This is a genomic window from Bacillus sp. 7_6_55CFAA_CT2 (assembly GCF_000238655.1).
Lineage (GTDB): Bacteria > Bacillota > Bacilli > Bacillales > Bacillaceae_G > Bacillus_A > Bacillus_A cereus.
Map to the genome: position 1 here is coordinate 379,208 of NZ_JH414709.1, position 16,855 is coordinate 396,062.

The window sequence follows — 16,855 nt, forward strand, 5'->3', positions numbered from 1 at the left end:
TTTTATTATGCTGTAGGTAAGACATAAAAGAGTACACAGAAGAACATCATCGCACTACCACCTAAAACGAACAGGTGCCATATAGCATGGTTGAAAGGTAGCTTTTCCCAAAGGAAGAATATAGCTCCGACAGAATATAAAATTCCACCTGCTAAAAGTAGTGAAAAACCATGTCCAGTTAGATTTTCATAAAGTGGTTTAATGGCAACGATTATGAGCCATCCCATAATGATGTAACATAAAGTTGAAGCCTTTATAAAGCGACGTACAAAGAAAATTTTGAAGACGATACCTCCGATTGCTAGTGTCCATATTATAGCAAGCAACGTCCATCCTAATGGGCCACGAAGTGTAATAAGTAGAAAAGGAGTATACGTGCCAGCAATCAATAAGTAAATGGCTGAATGATCTAAAATAGTAAATATTTTTTCTACTTTAGGATGATGAATGCTATGTAGCAATGTTGAAAACAAGTACAGTAAGAACATGCTTACACCATAAACAGTAAATGCAACTACAGCTGATGCGGTACCGTGCTTAGAAGCATGAATAATCAATATGATTAAGGCAGGGATGCTTAAAATGGCACCGATACCATGTGTAATTGCATTTGCAATTTCTTCTTTTACAAATTGGGTCATTCGTGTCATTTTTTCAGTCATAATGCAAATCCTTTCTACTATCATAAAATAATATGTCATTTCCCTTACCATATCATACACAAGAGCAATAGAAAATGAAATTTGTATAATTGATTATATTTTTGAATTTTTTTGATAAAAGACAATGGATTTGTTGACGTTTTCAAACTTTTTTGACAAAATAAAATTATGTAATAGTAGGACAAGGAAACTACTAATAAAGGGGATGGGGAAATGTTTTCAAATATTGGCTTTCCAGGGTTAATTTTAATTTTAGTAGCAGTACTCATTTTATTTGGACCTAAAAAATTGCCGGAAATCGGGAAGGCTTTAGGGGAAACGTTAAAAGAGTTTAAAAAATCAACGAAAGAATTGACAGATGACGCATTTCAAGAAAAGGAAAAGAAAGAAAAAATGTAGTGTATTTTCCTTGTAATGGATAAATAAAGTGTGGTGAACGAGATGGAAGATCGGGAAATGAGCGTAGTAGAACATATTGTTGAGCTTCGAAAAAGAGTAATATATACGGTGTTATCCTTTGTACTATTTTTAATTATTGGATTTACTTTTACAAAGGATATTTATTTTTGGCTTGTAAAAGATTTACCAATGAAATTAACTGTTCTCGGTCCAAGTGATGTATTGTGGATTTTTTTCTCGATTGCTACAGTATTTGCTATCGTTTGTACAATTCCTTTTGCTGCTATACAAATTTGGTTATTTGTAAAACCGGGTTTACATCCAAATGAACAAAAGATGACAATAATGTATATACCGGTATTGTCTATATTATTTCTCGCAGGTTTATGTTTTGGATATTTCATTGTAATGCCGTTTCTATTTCACTTTTTAACTACGATAGGTAATGAAATGTTTAATACGATGTTTACGACAGAAAAGTATTTTCATTTTGTACTTAATTTAACAGTTCCATTTGCTGTGATTTTTGAATTGCCAGTCGTTGTAATGTTTTTAACTAGTATTGGAATACTTACGGCGGAATTTTTAATAAAAATAAGAAGGTATGCTTACGTAGCATTAATTATCATTGCATCTTGTATATCACCGCCAGACTTTTTATCTCATAGTTTAGTTGCAGTGCCGCTTATTTGTATTTATGAAGTAAGTATTGCGTTATCAAAGGTTGTTAGTAAGAGGAAAAAGAAAAGAGAAGAAATGCAGTCGAAAAGTGCCTCGTTATAAAGGCACTTTTTTATTTATTTGTTATACTATAGCTATAAACGTATACAATATATAGAAGAAAAAATTATAGAATCTCCAAAATTTAGACAAACTTTGCGCTTTTATAAGCTTATACTAAATGTATTAAACAATTGATGGATAATGAGATTCCCGTCTCAGAGATATTTAGGACGGGAAGGTGAATTAGGTGGAGATGAATAGAGTATAAATCTTCTAGCCATAAGGACTACAGAAATCATATAAGTCTGATTTTACTCCACTTTAAACAACGTGTTACAGCGCAAAGTAGAGGAAGTTCAAAAATCCAATGAAAAAGAGGATTGATATTGTGATTACGAAAAGTTTTTATTTCACTCATTCAACAGGGGATTGCATTAAAATATTCGAAATCCCTGTCCTACAGGCACAGCATCCATTATCGTTTCTAATTCAGTCTCGTCTTCAATTATTTATTGCAAAAATTCAAAAACAAAAACACCCAAGATTTTCGTATTCTTTCCGTGAATATTTACAAAATTGTTTGAAGTGGAATGATTATTTAAATGTATATAAAACAAATACCCTTGAAAAAAATGCATGATACGAAGTACGGACAGGGTTAGTAAACTCTGTCTTTTTCATTTTAGATATGAAAATATAATTAATTTGATGAAATTTCGTTCCAAATTGTTGAAAGCAATGGGAATACTAGTATAATAACAAGGAGAGCGTATTGGAAAGGGAAGAAGTATAGTATGCAAAAAATTAAAATTGTAACAGATTCAACGGCAGATTTATCACAAGACGTAATCGAAAAGTATGACATTCATGTTTTACCATTATCAATCTCTGTAAATGGACAAACATATTTAGATCGCGTTGATTTACAACCTGACGAATTTATTGAAGAAATGATTAAATCAGAGGAATTACCAAAAACATCACAACCAGCTATGGGTACATTTGTAGAAATGTATGACAAGCTAGGGGAAGATGGAAGCGAAGTCCTTTCTATCCATATGACAAGTGGAATGAGCGGTACTGTAGCAACTGCAAATAGCGCTGCATCAATGACTGATACAAAAGTAACAGTTGTTGATTCTCAATTTATTACACATGCTTTAGCATATCAAGTAATTGAAGCTGCAAAAATGGCAAATGACGGACGCTCACTAGAAGAAATTTTAAAACGTGTAGATGAAGTAAGAAAGAATACTCGTTTATATGTAGTAGTGGATACATTAGAAAACTTAGTGAAGGGTGGACGTATCGGTAAAGGAAAAGCGTTTATCGGTTCGCTACTTAATATAAAGCCAATTGCTAGTCTTGAAGACGGTGTTTATAATCCTGTAACGAAAGTTCGTAGCCAAGGCCAAATTGTAAAAACATTAGCTAAGTTATTTGAGCAAGATACGGCTGGAAAAGTCGTAAAAGCTGTTGCAATTCCGCATGCGAAAGCAATTCCTTTAGCTGAAAGTATGAAAGCGGCGGTTGAAAAAGTGAGTGGATTTGCTCAATCAGAAATTTTCTATACAACGCCTATTATTAGTACTCATACAGGTCCGGGCGCAATCGGATTTATGTATTTAGCAGAGTAATAAAAAGCTACTTAGAAAATATATTCAAGTAGCTTTTTTATGTAAATAGAAAGTAAGAAATAAGAAGAGCTACACAGGCACTACCGCTAATGATATAGCGAGTCTGTAAATATTCATTCATAGAAAACACCCTTTATCCCGCTATTTGCGGACAGTAAAACTCTCTACCTCAAATTTAGCTGGAGCAAAGAGGTTAGGTAGCGGGCTGCCCGTAAAAGCTTGATTGGTGAAGGCAAATAATCAGTGGGGATGAAGAAATCCCACTAATTAAAGTTTCACTATAGGATTTTCTATATTATATGTTGGATATAGAAAATCAGTCATTACGTTACACATGTAAAGTTTCAATTTTTTCGTTTATTTGCTTATCATTTGTTGCGTTACTATAAATAAAAGTTTGACCTAAAAAGAGTACATGCAGTTGTTCCCACGGTAACATGCGCAAATTCCAATTATTTCGAAGTCTAGTTATTGCTTCACGAGGTGTTTCATCGGCGAGTGCAAAAGCTCCGTAATGCATTGGTATAAAATGTGTAGCGTTTAAATCTAAATAAGCTTGCACGGCCTCTTCAGGTGAAACATGAGATACTTTCATAAACCATTCTGGTTCATAAGCGCCAATGGGCATAAGAGCAATATCAATTAAAAAGCGTTCACCAATTTCTTTGAAACCTTGGAAATAGCCACTGTCGCCACAAAAATATATGGTTTCCATAGTCGTTTCATTATCAATAATCCATCCGCCCCAGTGAGACGTATTCATATCAAATAAGAATCTTCTCGTCCAGTGCTGAGCAGGTACGAAGTGAAAAGAAACTTCGTTAATTATCGTACTTTCCCACCATTTATACTCTTCTACATGTTTAAATTTCTTACGAGTAAATAATTTTTTTAATCCAATAGGTACAAGATATAGAACATCATCATTCAACTGACGAAGAGTTGAAAAATCTAAATGATCATAATGACCATGTGAAATAAGGACAATATCAATTTTAGGTAGTGCTTCTATAGAGAGTCCAGGTTCTGTAAGTCTTGGAACTAGCTTTAATTTATTAGCCCATACTGGATCTGTTAATATATTAAGTCCATTCGTTTGGATAAGAAAAGTGGAATGCCCAATCCATGTGATAGTCGTTTTTTCAACATTACTTTGCAAAAATGCACTTTGTTTAACGGGTGATTGTTCTACTAAGAAAGAAAAATCTTTTTTGTTTTGCTTTCGTTCTTTACGCCAGCGTAAAAAAGAGCGAATTGATTTTTTTGTACTAACATTATCCATATTTTCATAGCGCTTTGCCATGAACATCACCTCATTTAAAATCGTTGTATTTGTATTGTACCGAAATGTTGTTAAGGAATACAGTGTAAAACATGGATTAATGTTTAAGGAATTGTTAAAAAATAGGGAGAGGTATTTACAAAAGTAACAATGAAATTAGTTTTATCACTTTTATTTAGAGAAATAATAGTAAAAAAATATATTTTGTCTAGTAATTCGCTTGAAATAAAGAAGTAACATACGTAAATTCGTACGATTTCGTGAACAAATGTAGTAAACAATTTTCTCGTAGTGTTAACTTTTGTTATTATAAACATAACCTATTTAAATTTAGGATAGAGAAAAGAGGTTTATAAATGAAGCGTTATCAAAAAATAATTGGTCTTATGGTTGTATTTTGTCTCTTTGTACTTGCTGGATGTAGTGAATCAGGTTCAAAGCTTCGTAAACCATTAAATTGGGATTTAGAAACCTTCCAATTTACAAATCAAGATGGAAAGAAATTTGGTACAAAAGATTTAAAAGGGAAAGTTTGGGTTGCAGATTTTATGTTCACAAATTGTCAGACAGTTTGTCCACCAATGACTGCAAATATGGCCAAGCTTCAAAAGATGGCAAAAGAAGAGAAATTAGACGTTCAGTTTGTTTCATTTAGTGTAGATCCAGACCTTGATAAGCCAGAAAATCTGAAAGCTTTTATTCAAAAGTTTACAGAGGATACTAGTAACTGGAATTTATTAACGGGGTATTCGTTAGAAGATATTACAAAGTTTTCAAAAGATAATTTCCAATCACTTGTAGATAAGCCGGAGAACGGTCAGGTCATGCATGGTACATCATTTTATTTAATTGATCAAAACGGAAAAGTAATGAAAAAGTATAGTGGCATTAGTAATACGCCATACGAAGACATTATACGTGATATGAAGCGATTAGTGGGTTAAAAATAAGGGTGCATAGCACCCTTATTTTTTTGTATTAGTCAATCGATAAAATGTCATGTTGCTGGGGAAGTTTCGGCGCACGAATTTCTAATACGCCGTTTTGATAAGAAGCTTTTGCCGCTTTTTTATTAATTGAATACGGCAATTTAATCAATCTTGATGCTTCTGAAATGGAACGTTCTCGGCGATAATAGTTATGGGATGTTTGTTCTTCTTCCTCTTCAAGTATCTCTTCTTTTACAGAGACTTTTAAGTATTCACTTTGTATTTCAATTTGGATTTGTTCTTTTTGTATACCTGGTAGTTCAGCTGTAACAACGAGTTCTTCACCAACTTCATATAAATCTACAGGGAATGTTAATAAACGGTTTCCTTTTTGGAAAAAATGATTTAAATCAGCGATTACATTGCGAAGAGGTGTTTGCTCGAAGAAATCATCAATTTGCTTTAAGTAATTACGAACCGGTGGGCGAGAAGAATCTTTTTTTTCTTCACTCATGGTATTCCCTCCTAGAAATCAATTTGCAATATCATATGACAAAAGCGGAGAAAGGTGAGTGCCTAGTTTTCATGTTTTCATAAAAAATTGTTAAAAATGTGAAATGGAGTGATTTTTTTATAGTTTTTGGTCGCCATATTCAGTTGATTATGCTAGTATAAATAGGGTTGATATAGTAGTATAGAGACAGAATGAAAACTGAAAGAGGGTAAGAAGTATGTGTGGTTTTGTAGGATGTTTATGTGAAAACCCTAGAGAGTTTTCAGAAACAGAAAAACATCAATTTGAAAATATGAACACGATGATTTTCCACCGTGGTCCAGATGACGAAGGATATTTTCGTGATGAACATGTACAATTTGGCTTCCGCCGTTTAAGCATCATTGACTTAGAGGCAGGACATCAGCCGCTAACTTATGAAAATGATCGATATGTAATTATTTTTAATGGTGAAATTTACAACTATGTAGAATTACGTGAAATGTTACTTGAAAAAGGTGCAACGTTTGCAACGCAATCTGATACAGAAGTTATCATTGCATTGTATGCACATATGAAAGAAAAATGTGTAGACTACCTTCGTGGTATGTTTGCATTTATGATTTGGGATCGTGAGGAAAAGAAACTTTTCGGTGCACGTGACCACTTCGGTATTAAACCTTTATACATCGCACAACAAGGTGATACTACATTCTTCGCATCTGAGAAGAAAAGTATTATGCATGTGATGGAAGATAAAGGCGTTAATCCAACGTCACTACAACATTACTTTACGTACCAATATGGTCCAGAGCCAGAAACGTTAACAATTGATGTTAATAAAATCGAGCCTGGTCATTATTTCGTAAAAGAAATCGGTAAAGAGATGGAAATCCATCGCTACTGGAAACCTTATTTCAACGCTTCAAGTGCAACGAAAGAGGAGCATATCCAAGCAATTCGTGATGTGTTATATGATTCAGTAAAAGTGCATATGCGTAGTGATGTACCAGTAGGTTCATTCTTATCTGGTGGTATCGATTCATCTATCATCGCTTCTATCGCAAGAGAAATGAATCCAAATCTTTTAACATTCTCTGTTGGTTTTGAGCAACGTGGTTTCAGTGAAGTTGATGTTGCGAAAGAAACTGCTGAGAAATTAGGCGTTAAAAACCATAACGTATTCATTTCAGCGAAAGAATTTATGGATGAGTTCCCAAAAATCATTTGGCATATGGATGATCCTTTAGCTGATCCAGCAGCTGTACCATTGTACTTCGTTGCGAAAGAAGCACGTAAACATGTAACAGTTGTTCTTTCAGGTGAAGGCGCAGACGAGCTATTTGGTGGTTATAACATTTACCGTGAGCCAAACTCACTAAAAATGTTCTCTTACATTCCTAGCCCAGGTAAGAGCGTTCTAAAAGCATTAAGTGGTGCTCTTAAAGAAGGATTTAAAGGTAAGAGCTTCCTAGAGCGTGGATGTACACCAATTGAAGAGCGTTACTATGGAAATGCTAAAATCTTCCGTGAAGAAGAAAAAGCTGAATTAATGAAGTATTACAATGAAAGTGTTAACTATATGGATATCACGAAACCATTGTATAACGAGATTAAAGATTATGATGATGTAAGTAAAATGCAGTACATTGACATGTTCACATGGTTACGCGGTGACATTTTATTAAAAGCTGATAAAATGACAATGGCAAACTCATTAGAACTTCGTGTACCGTTCTTAGATAAAGAAGTATTCGATGTTGCATCTAAAATTCCAACTGAATTTAAGATTGCTAACGGAACTACGAAAGCTATTTTACGTGAAGCAGCACGCGGAATCGTTCCAGATCACGTATTAGATCGTAAAAAACTTGGATTCCCAGTACCAATTCGTCACTGGTTAAAAGACGAAATGCATGATTGGGCTATAAATATTATAAACGAAAGTAAGACAGAGCATTTAATCGACAAACAGTATGTATTAAACTTACTGGAAGCACATTGTGCAGATAAAGGCGATTATAGCCGTAAAATTTGGACTGTACTTGCGTTTATGGTATGGCACCAAATTTATGTTGAGCATAAATACGATACGAATAAGTTCCATGAAGAAACAAAACGTGCGTATAGCTTAGTTTAATTAGAAAAACCTTAAGATCGCATACGGTCTTAAGGTTTTTTTCATAAATAGGAAGTATTATTGATACAATAATAGTAAAAGGATGGACAACATATGATTACGTTTGAGAAAGTTACTGTAGAAAATGAAAGCGTTGTTAAAGAAATGTTTAAATCGCATAGTTTAGGTGAGAAAAAGGTACAGTACTGTGTGAAAGTTGATGATACATATATTGGTGTAATAGATTATAGTGTACAAGAGGAACGGGCTGTTTTATCACAGCTAATTATTCATTTTGATTACCAAGGTTACGGTTATGGTACAAATACGTATTTTACATTTGAAGAAATGATGAAACAAAGAAATGTGAAAGAAATAACAGTGCTACAAGAGAAATTAACAGAAAAGGCGAAGTCTTTCATAGAGAGTTTTGGTTTTGCTTCAGAAGATGAAGAGTATGTAAAGAAAATATAACGATGATTATTTATGCGATACAATAAATATAAGGCAGGTGAATGTATGACGATGACTTCTGGTCTTGTATTAATTGGAGGGTGCTTTATAGTAGCAGAATTATGTCATATAATCATTCGGAAAAGAATGAGTAAGAAAAAAAAGCCGTATGAATTACAATACATCCCTGTCTTTTTCATTATGTTTTGTATGCTTAGTACATTACAAAATTTAATGAACTTTCCACCACTTGTAAATGTTTTTTTAAAGTTTGGTTTACTTTATAGTGGTGTTGGAATAGCACTTTTATTTATTTTATTTTGCATACGTTATGTTCACTATCAATCGTATATATTTATTTTAAATTGGTTAAAGCAAGATGATAGAAACCGCCTTACATAAGGCGGTTTTTTTATTTGCAATTGTAACAGAACCTGTACATTTCACATAAAATAGGACGAGTAGAAATGCAAACATATTACAAGAAAGGGGCGGGGCAATAAAATGAAACTTGTTATAGACGCAGGGCACGGTGGATATGATTCTGGTGCTGTTGGTAATGGTTTAGTAGAAAAAACTTAACACTTCAAATTGCTAGACGCGTTCGAGACATTTTAACGGTAAATTACCCAATTACAATTAAAATGACACGTGATAGTGATGTGTTTATTTCTTTATCGGAACGTGCTAATATTGCTAATGCTTTCAGTGCGGATTATTTTATTTCATTTCATATTAATAGCGGCGGGGGTACAGGTTTTGAAAGTTATATTTATAATGCGTTATCCAATAGCAGCACTGCATATGCAAAGCAACAAAAAATGCATACAGCTGTCAATCCTGTATTAATAAAATACGGTCTTCGTGATCGAGGAGCAAAAAAAGAAAATTATGCGGTATTAAGAGAAACCGCAATGGATGCAATTTTAACTGAGACTGCTTTTATTGATACAGCGTTTGATGCAAATTTATTAAAAAATCCACAATTTATTGAAGATCTAAGTCAAGCGTATGCAAATGGAATAGCAGCTATTTTTGGAGTAGCTCCAAATCCACAACCTCCTAACCCACAACCGACACCTCAAACGAAGGGAATCGCTTATATTCTTGGGAAAAATGTAAATTTAAGAAATGGTCCATCAACTTCTTCCTCAGTTATTCGTCAATTAAATTCTCCAGAATCTTACGTTGTATATCAGGAAAGTAACGGATGGCTAGATTTGGGGAATGGACAATGGGTGTATAATGATCCTTCGTACATTAATTTTGTAAAGACAAGCAATAGTGATGGAAGCCCGATTGGGGTTGCATATATACAAGGGATGAATGTAAATTTAAGAAGTGGTCCATCAACTACATCTGCAGTTATCCGCCAATTAAATTCTCCAGAATCTTATTTAGTATATATAAATGAAAATGGTTGGTTAAACCTTGGTGGAAATCAGTGGGTATATAATGACCCAGCGTATATTAAATATACTCAATATTAGGAATTGAAATGATAATGCAATATGGATGCGTATCCTTGTTATGTATAACAAGGATACGCATTTTAATAACAACATTTATTTTCATACTTATGCACTATATTTTAAAAAGAAACATTAGAAAAGCGGATAGAATCTAAAAAGTATATATTAAAAAAGTTTTCTGATATACATTGACAATGTATGTAAGATACATTAATCTTTAAATGTTAATGATAATCGATTTCATCTAGGGAGGACATATGATACATACTAAAAAACTAATTATGTTCTGCATTATGATACTCATGGTTGTAATTGCAGGATGTAGTAAAGAAGAGAAAAAAGAAAATAATATATCAGCGAAAGCAAAAGATTCATATACGGTAAAGCATGCAATGGGAGAAACGACAGTAAATGGTACACCTAAAAAAGTTGTTGTTTTAACAAATGAAGGCGCAGAGGCTCTCCTAGCTGTGGGCGTAACGCCAGTGGGGACTACGAAACCACGTGCTGGTGATGAATGGTATCCTCATTTAGCGAAAGAGTTAAAAAACACGGAAGTTGTAGGAACTGAACGTGATATTAATTTAGAGGCTGTAATGAAGCTTAAGCCAGATTTAATTATCGGAAATAAAATGCGTCATGAAAAAATATATGATCAGCTAAAAGAAATCGCACCAACTGTTTATGCAGAAACATTACGCGGTGATTGGAAAGAAAACTTTACACTTTATACAAAAGCTGTAAATAAAGAAAAAGAAGGGCAAAAAGCTCTTGATGATTATAAAAAACGCATTGAAGGAATGAAAGAGAAGTTAGGCGATAAATTGAATTCTAAAGTTTCTATTATTCGTTTCGTGCCAGGTGATGTTCGCATTTATCAAAAAAACTCATTCTCGGGCGTTGTTTTAAATGATATTGGATTTAAACGACCACCATTACAAGATAAAGATGATTTTGCGATAAAAGGAATTACAAAAGAGCAGATTCCAAATATGGACGGAGACTACTTATTCTATTTCACGTCTGATAAAGATGCAGATAAGAATAATGAAGGAAATTCGTTAGCAAAGGAATGGACAGAAGATCCACTCTTTAAGCAACTACAGGCTTCTAAAAATAACAAAGTATTCCAAGTAGATGAGGTAATCTGGAATACAGCAGGCGGTATTAAAGCTGCGAACCTTATGTTAGATGATATTGAAAAATATTTCCTTAAATAAATGATAAAATACATCACTTTTACGAAGTGATGTATTTTTTGTTTGTGAAAATACAGAAAATTCCTTCTTTCAGGGTGTCATAAGTTGTACAATAAAATCAATCATGTGATAAAGGAGTGGGGAAGAATGAAAGCTACTCATAAAGATTGGATCTTGTTTAATGGGAGAATGATTAATACGAAGGAAGAACAGCCGATGGTCGCATTAGAAGAGCGAGGCTTCCAATTTGGTGATGGGATTTATGAAGTATTTAGACTATACGATGGCAAGCCTCATTTATTAGATTTACATTTGGAACGATTCTTTAACTCTATGGCGGAAATAAAACTAATTCCACCATTTACGAAGGAAGAATTAGTAGAAGAGTTATATCAAATGATTAAAAAAAATCAATTTCAAGAAGATGGGAATGTATATTTACAAATATCAAGAGGGGCACAACCGCGCAATCATGTATATGAATCAGATTTACAACCGACATATTTTGCAAATCTTGTTTCGTTCCCAAGACCAGTTGCTTCAATGGAGGCAGGGATTAAGGTGACAGTAGAAGAGGATATCAGGTGGAAGTTTTGCCATATAAAATCTTTAAATCTGCTTCCTAATATCATGATCAAAAACAAAATAAATGAACAAGGGTATCAAGAAGCAATATTAGTACGAGATGGTATTGTGACTGAAGGGTGTCATTCCAATTTCTTTATCGTGAAGAATAATAAGTTGATTACACATCCAGCGGATCATTTCATTTTACATGGTATTACACGTCACTACGTAATTACATTAGCGAAAGAGTTACATATCGATGTAGAGGAACGAGAGTTTTCATTACAAGAAGTATATGACGCTGAGGAGTGCTTCTTTACAGCGACGCCGCTTGAAATATTCCCAGTCGTTCAAATTGGTGATGAACAGTTCGGGGCTGGTGAAAGAGGACCAATTACGAAAAAACTACAAGCTGCATACGAAGAGAGTATTCGTTTATTTAAAGTGACAAATTAATTATGAAGAAAAAAGCTGGTATTCTTCCGGCTTTTTTTCATGATATAATTCAAGCATAGGACAAGTTTTGAAAACGCTGTAAAAAGGGGATTTAATATATGAATTATGAAGATTTTAAAGAAGTAATTCACGGAAGACGAAGTGTTAGAAAGTTTACAGATCAAGAAGTATCTACTAATGATATAAAAGAAATAATTGATTGTGCTCGTTACGCACCAAGTGATACGAATTCACAAACGTGGGAATTCGTAGTTATCATGAATCGAGAGAAGATTAAAGAAATTGAACAAATGACATGGGATGCATTACATAAACTTGCGACAAAAGCAGCAGAAAATGGAGAAGAGAAAGCAGGGAAATTACTTACACGTTCTTTCGGACCATATGCAACAGCTTTCTCGGAGGCACCAGTATTAATCGTATGTTTGGCAACACCATATGAATCAAAGTTCCGTGAAAAGATATTTGATCCAATTGCTTTTGTTCCAGATTCAGTTTGGGAAGAAGAAGGCATTAAGAGTAGCTGTTTAGCGGCACAAAACTTAATGTTAGCTGCACATGCAAAGGGACTTGGTACTTGTCCAATGACAGGGCCAGTATTGCTAGCTCAAGATGAACTGCGCCAATATTTACAAATTGAGCCTGAAAAACAAATAAATATGGTTATTTCACTCGGATTTCCGAAAGATAAACCGAAGAAACTTCCAAGAAAAGAAGTAGATGAGATTACAACGTTTGTTTTTTAATTGCTGTATAGAAAAGACATTGAACTAACAATGTCTTTTTATTTTTGAGGGTATGTAATTCATATGTTGGGCTAAAATGATAGATAAGAGGAAATTACTATTTATTTCATAAAAAAATTAATGTTCTATTAAGGAAAGTATGATACATTAATCGTGAGCAAGATTCTATTTGTTCATGAAAGTGTTGAAAGTAGTCTCAAAATTTAAAAGTTATTTTTGTATAATAAATTATAATGAAGTTACAGGGGGGATGAATTTTGAAAAAATTCATAATCACTGGATTGTCTGTATTGTTATTAGTTGGTTGCGGTGCTCCACAGGAAAAAGAGGACGCGCAATCAAAACAGGAAGAACAAGTTGTAAACGCAAGTGATGAGAATATGGTTGTATTTCCTGAAGGAGCAATGTCAATTGGGGAAGGGAAAGTAAAAGTTATTACTCCAGATGGTACTTCTGAAAACGGCAATATACCGACTGTATTCATCAAAAAGGATACGTTAATTCAGCAAGTTGAATTAGAGCTTTCTAATTTTCAAAGTGATAAAGAAACATTCGTATTTGTAGATCAAATGTATACGGATAAACATCAAGTAACTAGTACAACGCAGACAACAGTGCAGTTAAAAGAAAAAACGCTGGAAACAGGTAGTCATACAATTACTGCAGTTCAGTATGAAAACAATGACCCGAAAGGAAAGGTTATTAGTTTTAATCAAGCAACATTTGAGACAAAACCAGCGTCTTAATATGAATAAAAAGTACATTACTCAAAAAGTAGTGTGCTTTTTTGTTTGGACTAGAGTGTGCAAGAGTGAATAACTTATTTCATTTTCTAATACGATTAAATAGGAAGTAATCACTTGTTACTACTATGACAGAGAAAGAGGTTGAAGATGTGAATCGGTGTATTCGTATCATTTTGATTAGCCTAATGATGGCAGTAATTTGGTTTACGATACAAGAGTTTATGCAAATAATGCTCAATTATCAAATTCATGACTTGTTAATAGGAGCTATTTGTTTTACCATTGTTTATCTATTATATGATAAACTCGGGCTAAGGTAAGTTTCAGAAGAAAAATGTAGGTATTTCATTTGAAATGTCGAATAGTACATACGATGTCGTAATAACAAATTTTCTATTGTTTACTGTGAAACAGAAGAAGGAGAGATAGTAATGAAACGAGCTCTTATAAATATTGATTATACATATGATTTTGTAGCTGAGAAAGGCGCTTTAACATGCGGGAAACCAGGACAGGAAATTGAGAAGGAAATTGTACATATAACGAAGCAATATATTGAAAATGGAGATTACGTTGTCTTTGCTATTGATAAACATGAAGAAAATGATGTATATCATCCAGAATCAAAGTTATTCCCGTCTCATAATATAGCTGGTACAAGTGGAAGAGATTTGTTTGGTGAATTACAAGATGTGTACGAAACATATAAAAATGCAGAGAATGTATATTACATGGATAAAACACGGTATAGTGCATTTGCTGGAACGGATTTAGAGATGAAGCTAAGAGAAAGAGGAATTGAAGAGGTTCATCTTGTAGGGGTATGTACTGATATTTGTGTTCTTCATACAGCAGTAGATGCGTATAATAAAGGGTTTAAAATTGTTGTTTATGAAAAGGCAGTTGCATCTTTTAATGCGCAAGGACATGAATTTGCACTTGGACATTTTAAATCTTGTTTACATGCAGAAGTGAAATAAAAAAGAGGCCTTTAAAAAAGGTCTCTTTTATTTGTCCTTGTTCATTGAAAACAGCTACCGCAACGCCTAATAAATTGAGTGGTCTTGATCCGACAACTTTTCTAAGTTCTTCAATATATCCCATTGTATGTAACCTCCGTAAGAAAAAATAAGAGCAAATAAACTATTCGTTATTATGTAAATATATTCCTCTTTATAAGGGGAGAGATGACATATAACTTATTTGTGTTATTTGGTAAAATATACATCAAAAAAGGTCAAACAAAAACTTTGACCTTTTTTGACCAAATGTTATAATAAAGGCAGAAAGAGATAATCTTTCATTCATAAATAATAAGGAGGAAAAAATATGCGTAATTTATTTCCAGAGATAACAAAACGTCAAAATGGTATTTTTGATTTTGGGCCTTCTTTATTAGAAGGGATGACAGATGCTTTCTTTAAGCCACTGAACATGGATACTTTTAAAGTAGATGTTCATGAGCAATCTGATAAATATACTGTGAAAGCAGATTTACCAGGTTTTCAAAAAGAAAACATTCAAGTTGATTTTGAACAAGATGTATTAACGATTCAAGCAACTAATCATAATGAAGTAGAAGAAAAAAATGAGAATGGCACATATATTCGTAAAGAACGTTCTATAGGTTCTGTAACTCGACGCTTTAGTTTTAAACAAGTTGAGGAAGAAAATGTTAGAGCAAATTATAAAGATGGCGTACTGACAATTGAATTGCCAAAATTGAAAGAAGAAAAAAGTAGTAAGACAACAATTAATATCGAATAAAAGAGCTGATAAATTCAGCTCTTTTTTTACGTAGTTAATGAATAAATGAGTTGAAATCGTAATGAGATGAATAAAGTTTTAACGTATAAAAAAATTTCACGATTTGCTCCCCCTTAGGTTATTAAAAAGGGTATATTTAAAGGGAAAGGAAAAAGAACAGCTAGACATACTGTTTAAAGTGAATTAGTAATAGAGTCAAAATACATAGTAAGGGTAGCGGCATTTTAGATTAGGATAATAGATTTTTCTGGAACAAACTTAGGCGATTATGAATTTTTTAATTAGTAAGGAAGTGGTTAAATGAGCTTATTAACGTATACGGAAGAATTTTTTAATTATGTAAGAGAGTTTTTACTTTTAAGATTTTTACTATTTGCTTTAGTTTTAATCATTATTTCTTTTGTAATAAACCGTATTATTGATTGGTTTTTTAGGAAATCAAGCTTTTTTGATGAAGAGGTAGAGCAGACAATTCAAAGTGTAATTCGATCTATTTTTAGATATATCATTATCATCAGTCTTATCATATATTTAATTAGCCAATTTGTAGATATAAAAAGTATTATTGCAGGTGCAGGGATAGCTGGAGTTGTCATCGGTTTTGCTGCACAACAGATGCTAAAAGATGTTATATTAGGCTTTGCAAGATTAGCGGACAAAGAGTTTCGGGTTGGTGATTTTGTAACTTTTAACGGAACAAATTCAGGAACTATTGAAGAGATTAGTATTCGTTTTATGCAAATTCGTGAATGGTCAGGAAAACTACTTACCATCCCGCACGGAGAGATTAGAACGATACAAAATTTTAATAAAGGATGGATGCGTGTAATTGAACGCATCACGGTAAGTTATCAGGAAGATCCAACAAGAGTGAAGGAATTGTTAGAAGAAGTATGTGTTATATGCAATGAAAAATTGAATCAAACTCTTTATAGAGTAGAGGATGAGGCTGTTGAACCATTTAAATACGTCGGTGTTACAGACTTAAATCCTAACTTGAAATATGTTGGCTATGAATTTTGTATTACAGGTTTAATAAAGCCAGAAGATTATTTTGAAACTTCTAGACAAGTAAGATTTGAATTAATGTCTATGTTCCATAAAAATCAATTGCAAATGCCAGCAGCGAATATGGTTGTTACTACTGAAGGTTTACAGCATATCCATGGTGGACAATCTTTATCGGACAGCTAAAGTAGAATCGT

20 protein-coding genes and 1 pseudogene are annotated in these 16,855 nt (G+C 33.2%); 17 read left to right on the forward strand and 4 right to left on the reverse strand.

Features of this window, described 5'->3' with window-relative positions; translation table 11 throughout:
- Window positions 1–5: 5 nt before the first annotated feature.
- Window positions 6–662, reverse strand: coding sequence for a PAQR family membrane homeostasis protein TrhA (gene trhA, locus HMPREF1014_RS11055; RefSeq protein WP_000136889.1), 657 nt, complete (start codon window positions 660–662; stop codon window positions 6–8).
- Between the two features lie 213 nt (window positions 663–875).
- Here trhA and HMPREF1014_RS11060 point away from each other — a divergent pair, with 213 nt between their 5' ends.
- The 4 genes from HMPREF1014_RS11060 (at window position 876) to HMPREF1014_RS11075 (ending at window position 3,421) form a co-directional block, all read left to right on the forward strand.
- Entirely contained in the window at window positions 876–1,061 is a 186-nt protein-coding gene (locus HMPREF1014_RS11060) for a twin-arginine translocase TatA/TatE family subunit (RefSeq protein WP_000492443.1), read from the forward strand.
- 42 nt (window positions 1,062–1,103) lie between these two features.
- The gene (gene tatC, locus HMPREF1014_RS11065) at window positions 1,104–1,844 is read left to right on the forward strand and encodes a twin-arginine translocase subunit TatC (RefSeq protein WP_000390120.1); all 741 of its coding nucleotides are present in this window, start codon (window positions 1,104–1,106) and stop codon (window positions 1,842–1,844) included.
- A 328-nt stretch (window positions 1,845–2,172) separates the two neighbouring features.
- The gene (locus tag HMPREF1014_RS11070; RefSeq protein ID WP_000629012.1) at window positions 2,173–2,424 is read left to right on the forward strand and encodes a DUF2535 family protein; all 252 of its coding nucleotides are present in this window, start codon (window positions 2,173–2,175) and stop codon (window positions 2,422–2,424) included.
- Between the two features lie 154 nt (window positions 2,425–2,578).
- Window positions 2,579–3,421 (forward strand): DegV family protein, encoded by an 843-nt coding sequence (locus HMPREF1014_RS11075; protein ID WP_001169470.1) that lies wholly within the window; start codon window positions 2,579–2,581, stop codon window positions 3,419–3,421.
- A 328-nt stretch (window positions 3,422–3,749) separates the two neighbouring features.
- Here HMPREF1014_RS11075 and HMPREF1014_RS11080 read toward each other — a convergent pair whose 3' ends face one another.
- Window positions 3,750–4,724, reverse strand: coding sequence for an MBL fold metallo-hydrolase (locus tag HMPREF1014_RS11080; protein ID WP_001129628.1), 975 nt, complete (start codon window positions 4,722–4,724; stop codon window positions 3,750–3,752).
- A 335-nt stretch (window positions 4,725–5,059) separates the two neighbouring features.
- On the opposite strand from HMPREF1014_RS11080, the gene HMPREF1014_RS11085 reads away from it, so the two are divergent.
- On the forward strand, window positions 5,060–5,647 hold the full coding sequence (locus tag HMPREF1014_RS11085; protein ID WP_000833331.1) for an SCO family protein: 588 nt from the start codon (window positions 5,060–5,062) through the stop codon (window positions 5,645–5,647).
- A gap of 34 nt (window positions 5,648–5,681) precedes the next feature.
- Here HMPREF1014_RS11085 and HMPREF1014_RS11090 read toward each other — a convergent pair whose 3' ends face one another.
- Entirely contained in the window at window positions 5,682–6,146 is a 465-nt protein-coding gene (locus HMPREF1014_RS11090) for an Hsp20/alpha crystallin family protein (RefSeq protein ID WP_001288085.1), read from the reverse strand.
- Window positions 6,147–6,363: 217 nt separating this feature from the next.
- On the opposite strand from HMPREF1014_RS11090, the gene asnB reads away from it, so the two are divergent.
- The 10 genes and pseudogenes from asnB to HMPREF1014_RS11140 all read left to right on the forward strand — a co-directional run bounded on the left by asnB (window position 6,364) and on the right by HMPREF1014_RS11140 (window position 14,863).
- On the forward strand, window positions 6,364–8,265 hold the full coding sequence (gene asnB / locus HMPREF1014_RS11095; protein ID WP_000333816.1) for an asparagine synthase (glutamine-hydrolyzing): 1,902 nt from the start codon (window positions 6,364–6,366) through the stop codon (window positions 8,263–8,265).
- A gap of 93 nt (window positions 8,266–8,358) precedes the next feature.
- The gene (locus tag HMPREF1014_RS11100; RefSeq protein ID WP_000627525.1) at window positions 8,359–8,718 is read left to right on the forward strand and encodes a GNAT family N-acetyltransferase; all 360 of its coding nucleotides are present in this window, start codon (window positions 8,359–8,361) and stop codon (window positions 8,716–8,718) included.
- 51 nt (window positions 8,719–8,769) lie between these two features.
- Complete coding sequence (locus HMPREF1014_RS11105; protein ID WP_000200459.1) at window positions 8,770–9,099, forward strand: hypothetical protein; 330 nt, start codon at window positions 8,770–8,772, stop codon at window positions 9,097–9,099.
- A gap of 102 nt (window positions 9,100–9,201) precedes the next feature.
- Window positions 9,202–10,187: pseudogene (locus HMPREF1014_RS11110) on the forward strand (N-acetylmuramoyl-L-alanine amidase).
- A 239-nt stretch (window positions 10,188–10,426) separates the two neighbouring features.
- Complete coding sequence (locus HMPREF1014_RS11115) at window positions 10,427–11,389, forward strand: ABC transporter substrate-binding protein (RefSeq protein ID WP_000581989.1); 963 nt, start codon at window positions 10,427–10,429, stop codon at window positions 11,387–11,389.
- A 126-nt stretch (window positions 11,390–11,515) separates the two neighbouring features.
- A complete protein-coding gene (gene dat, locus HMPREF1014_RS11120; RefSeq protein WP_000648387.1) occupies window positions 11,516–12,391 on the forward strand; it encodes a D-amino-acid transaminase in 876 nt (291 codons plus the stop codon).
- A gap of 98 nt (window positions 12,392–12,489) precedes the next feature.
- Window positions 12,490–13,137 carry a nitroreductase family protein gene (locus tag HMPREF1014_RS11125; RefSeq protein ID WP_001105291.1) on the forward strand — a complete coding sequence of 216 codons (648 nt, stop codon included), beginning with the start codon at window positions 12,490–12,492 and terminating at the stop codon, window positions 13,135–13,137.
- A 257-nt stretch (window positions 13,138–13,394) separates the two neighbouring features.
- The gene (locus tag HMPREF1014_RS11130; protein WP_000713496.1) at window positions 13,395–13,883 is read left to right on the forward strand and encodes a putative periplasmic lipoprotein; all 489 of its coding nucleotides are present in this window, start codon (window positions 13,395–13,397) and stop codon (window positions 13,881–13,883) included.
- Window positions 13,884–14,008: 125 nt separating this feature from the next.
- On the forward strand, window positions 14,009–14,203 hold the full coding sequence (locus HMPREF1014_RS32445; RefSeq protein WP_000136530.1) for a hypothetical protein: 195 nt from the start codon (window positions 14,009–14,011) through the stop codon (window positions 14,201–14,203).
- 111 nt (window positions 14,204–14,314) lie between these two features.
- Window positions 14,315–14,863: a cysteine hydrolase family protein gene (locus HMPREF1014_RS11140; protein WP_000816767.1), complete on the forward strand. Its 549-nt coding sequence runs from the start codon at window positions 14,315–14,317 to the stop codon at window positions 14,861–14,863.
- On the opposite strand, the gene HMPREF1014_RS31535 is transcribed toward HMPREF1014_RS11140, so the two are convergent.
- Window positions 14,832–14,987, reverse strand: a complete 156-nt coding sequence (locus tag HMPREF1014_RS31535) for a hypothetical protein (RefSeq protein WP_009326906.1) — start codon at window positions 14,985–14,987, stop codon at window positions 14,832–14,834. The two genes, HMPREF1014_RS11140 and HMPREF1014_RS31535, sit on opposite strands and share 32 nt — an antisense overlap.
- Before the next feature lie 225 nt (window positions 14,988–15,212).
- Here HMPREF1014_RS31535 and HMPREF1014_RS11145 point away from each other — a divergent pair, with 225 nt between their 5' ends.
- Together HMPREF1014_RS11145 and HMPREF1014_RS11150 are read left to right on the forward strand one after the other, a co-directional pair.
- Complete coding sequence (locus HMPREF1014_RS11145) at window positions 15,213–15,650, forward strand: Hsp20/alpha crystallin family protein (protein WP_001245053.1); 438 nt, start codon at window positions 15,213–15,215, stop codon at window positions 15,648–15,650.
- Window positions 15,651–15,950: 300 nt separating this feature from the next.
- Window positions 15,951–16,844 (forward strand): mechanosensitive ion channel family protein, encoded by an 894-nt coding sequence (locus tag HMPREF1014_RS11150; protein ID WP_000055432.1) that lies wholly within the window; start codon window positions 15,951–15,953, stop codon window positions 16,842–16,844.
- The last annotated feature ends 11 nt before the right edge of the window (window positions 16,845–16,855 follow it).

Bases quoted from the DNA above. Each gene is read 5' to 3' on its own strand.
- HMPREF1014_RS11090 (WP_001288085.1), bottom strand. From the start codon at position 6,146: ATGAGTGAAGAAAAAAAAGATTCTTCTCGCCCACCGGTTCGTAATTAC.
- asnB (WP_000333816.1), top strand. From the start codon at position 6,364: ATGTGTGGTTTTGTAGGATGTTTATGTGAAAACCCTAGAGAGTTTTCA.
- HMPREF1014_RS11105 (WP_000200459.1), top strand. From the start codon at position 8,770: ATGACTTCTGGTCTTGTATTAATTGGAGGGTGCTTTATAGTAGCAGAA.
- HMPREF1014_RS11100 (WP_000627525.1), top strand. From the start codon at position 8,359: ATGATTACGTTTGAGAAAGTTACTGTAGAAAATGAAAGCGTTGTTAAA.
- HMPREF1014_RS11140 (WP_000816767.1), top strand. From the start codon at position 14,315: ATGAAACGAGCTCTTATAAATATTGATTATACATATGATTTTGTAGCT.
- HMPREF1014_RS31535 (WP_009326906.1), bottom strand. From the start codon at position 14,987: ATGGGATATATTGAAGAACTTAGAAAAGTTGTCGGATCAAGACCACTC.
- trhA (WP_000136889.1), bottom strand. From the start codon at position 662: ATGACTGAAAAAATGACACGAATGACCCAATTTGTAAAAGAAGAAATT.
- HMPREF1014_RS11080 (WP_001129628.1), bottom strand. From the start codon at position 4,724: ATGGCAAAGCGCTATGAAAATATGGATAATGTTAGTACAAAAAAATCA.
- HMPREF1014_RS11115 (WP_000581989.1), top strand. From the start codon at position 10,427: ATGATACATACTAAAAAACTAATTATGTTCTGCATTATGATACTCATG.
- HMPREF1014_RS32445 (WP_000136530.1), top strand. From the start codon at position 14,009: ATGACAGAGAAAGAGGTTGAAGATGTGAATCGGTGTATTCGTATCATT.
- dat (WP_000648387.1), top strand. From the start codon at position 11,516: ATGAAAGCTACTCATAAAGATTGGATCTTGTTTAATGGGAGAATGATT.
- HMPREF1014_RS11060 (WP_000492443.1), top strand. From the start codon at position 876: ATGTTTTCAAATATTGGCTTTCCAGGGTTAATTTTAATTTTAGTAGCA.
- HMPREF1014_RS11075 (WP_001169470.1), top strand. From the start codon at position 2,579: ATGCAAAAAATTAAAATTGTAACAGATTCAACGGCAGATTTATCACAA.
- HMPREF1014_RS11150 (WP_000055432.1), top strand. From the start codon at position 15,951: ATGAGCTTATTAACGTATACGGAAGAATTTTTTAATTATGTAAGAGAG.
- HMPREF1014_RS11125 (WP_001105291.1), top strand. From the start codon at position 12,490: ATGAATTATGAAGATTTTAAAGAAGTAATTCACGGAAGACGAAGTGTT.
- HMPREF1014_RS11085 (WP_000833331.1), top strand. From the start codon at position 5,060: ATGAAGCGTTATCAAAAAATAATTGGTCTTATGGTTGTATTTTGTCTC.
- tatC (WP_000390120.1), top strand. From the start codon at position 1,104: ATGGAAGATCGGGAAATGAGCGTAGTAGAACATATTGTTGAGCTTCGA.
- HMPREF1014_RS11145 (WP_001245053.1), top strand. From the start codon at position 15,213: ATGCGTAATTTATTTCCAGAGATAACAAAACGTCAAAATGGTATTTTT.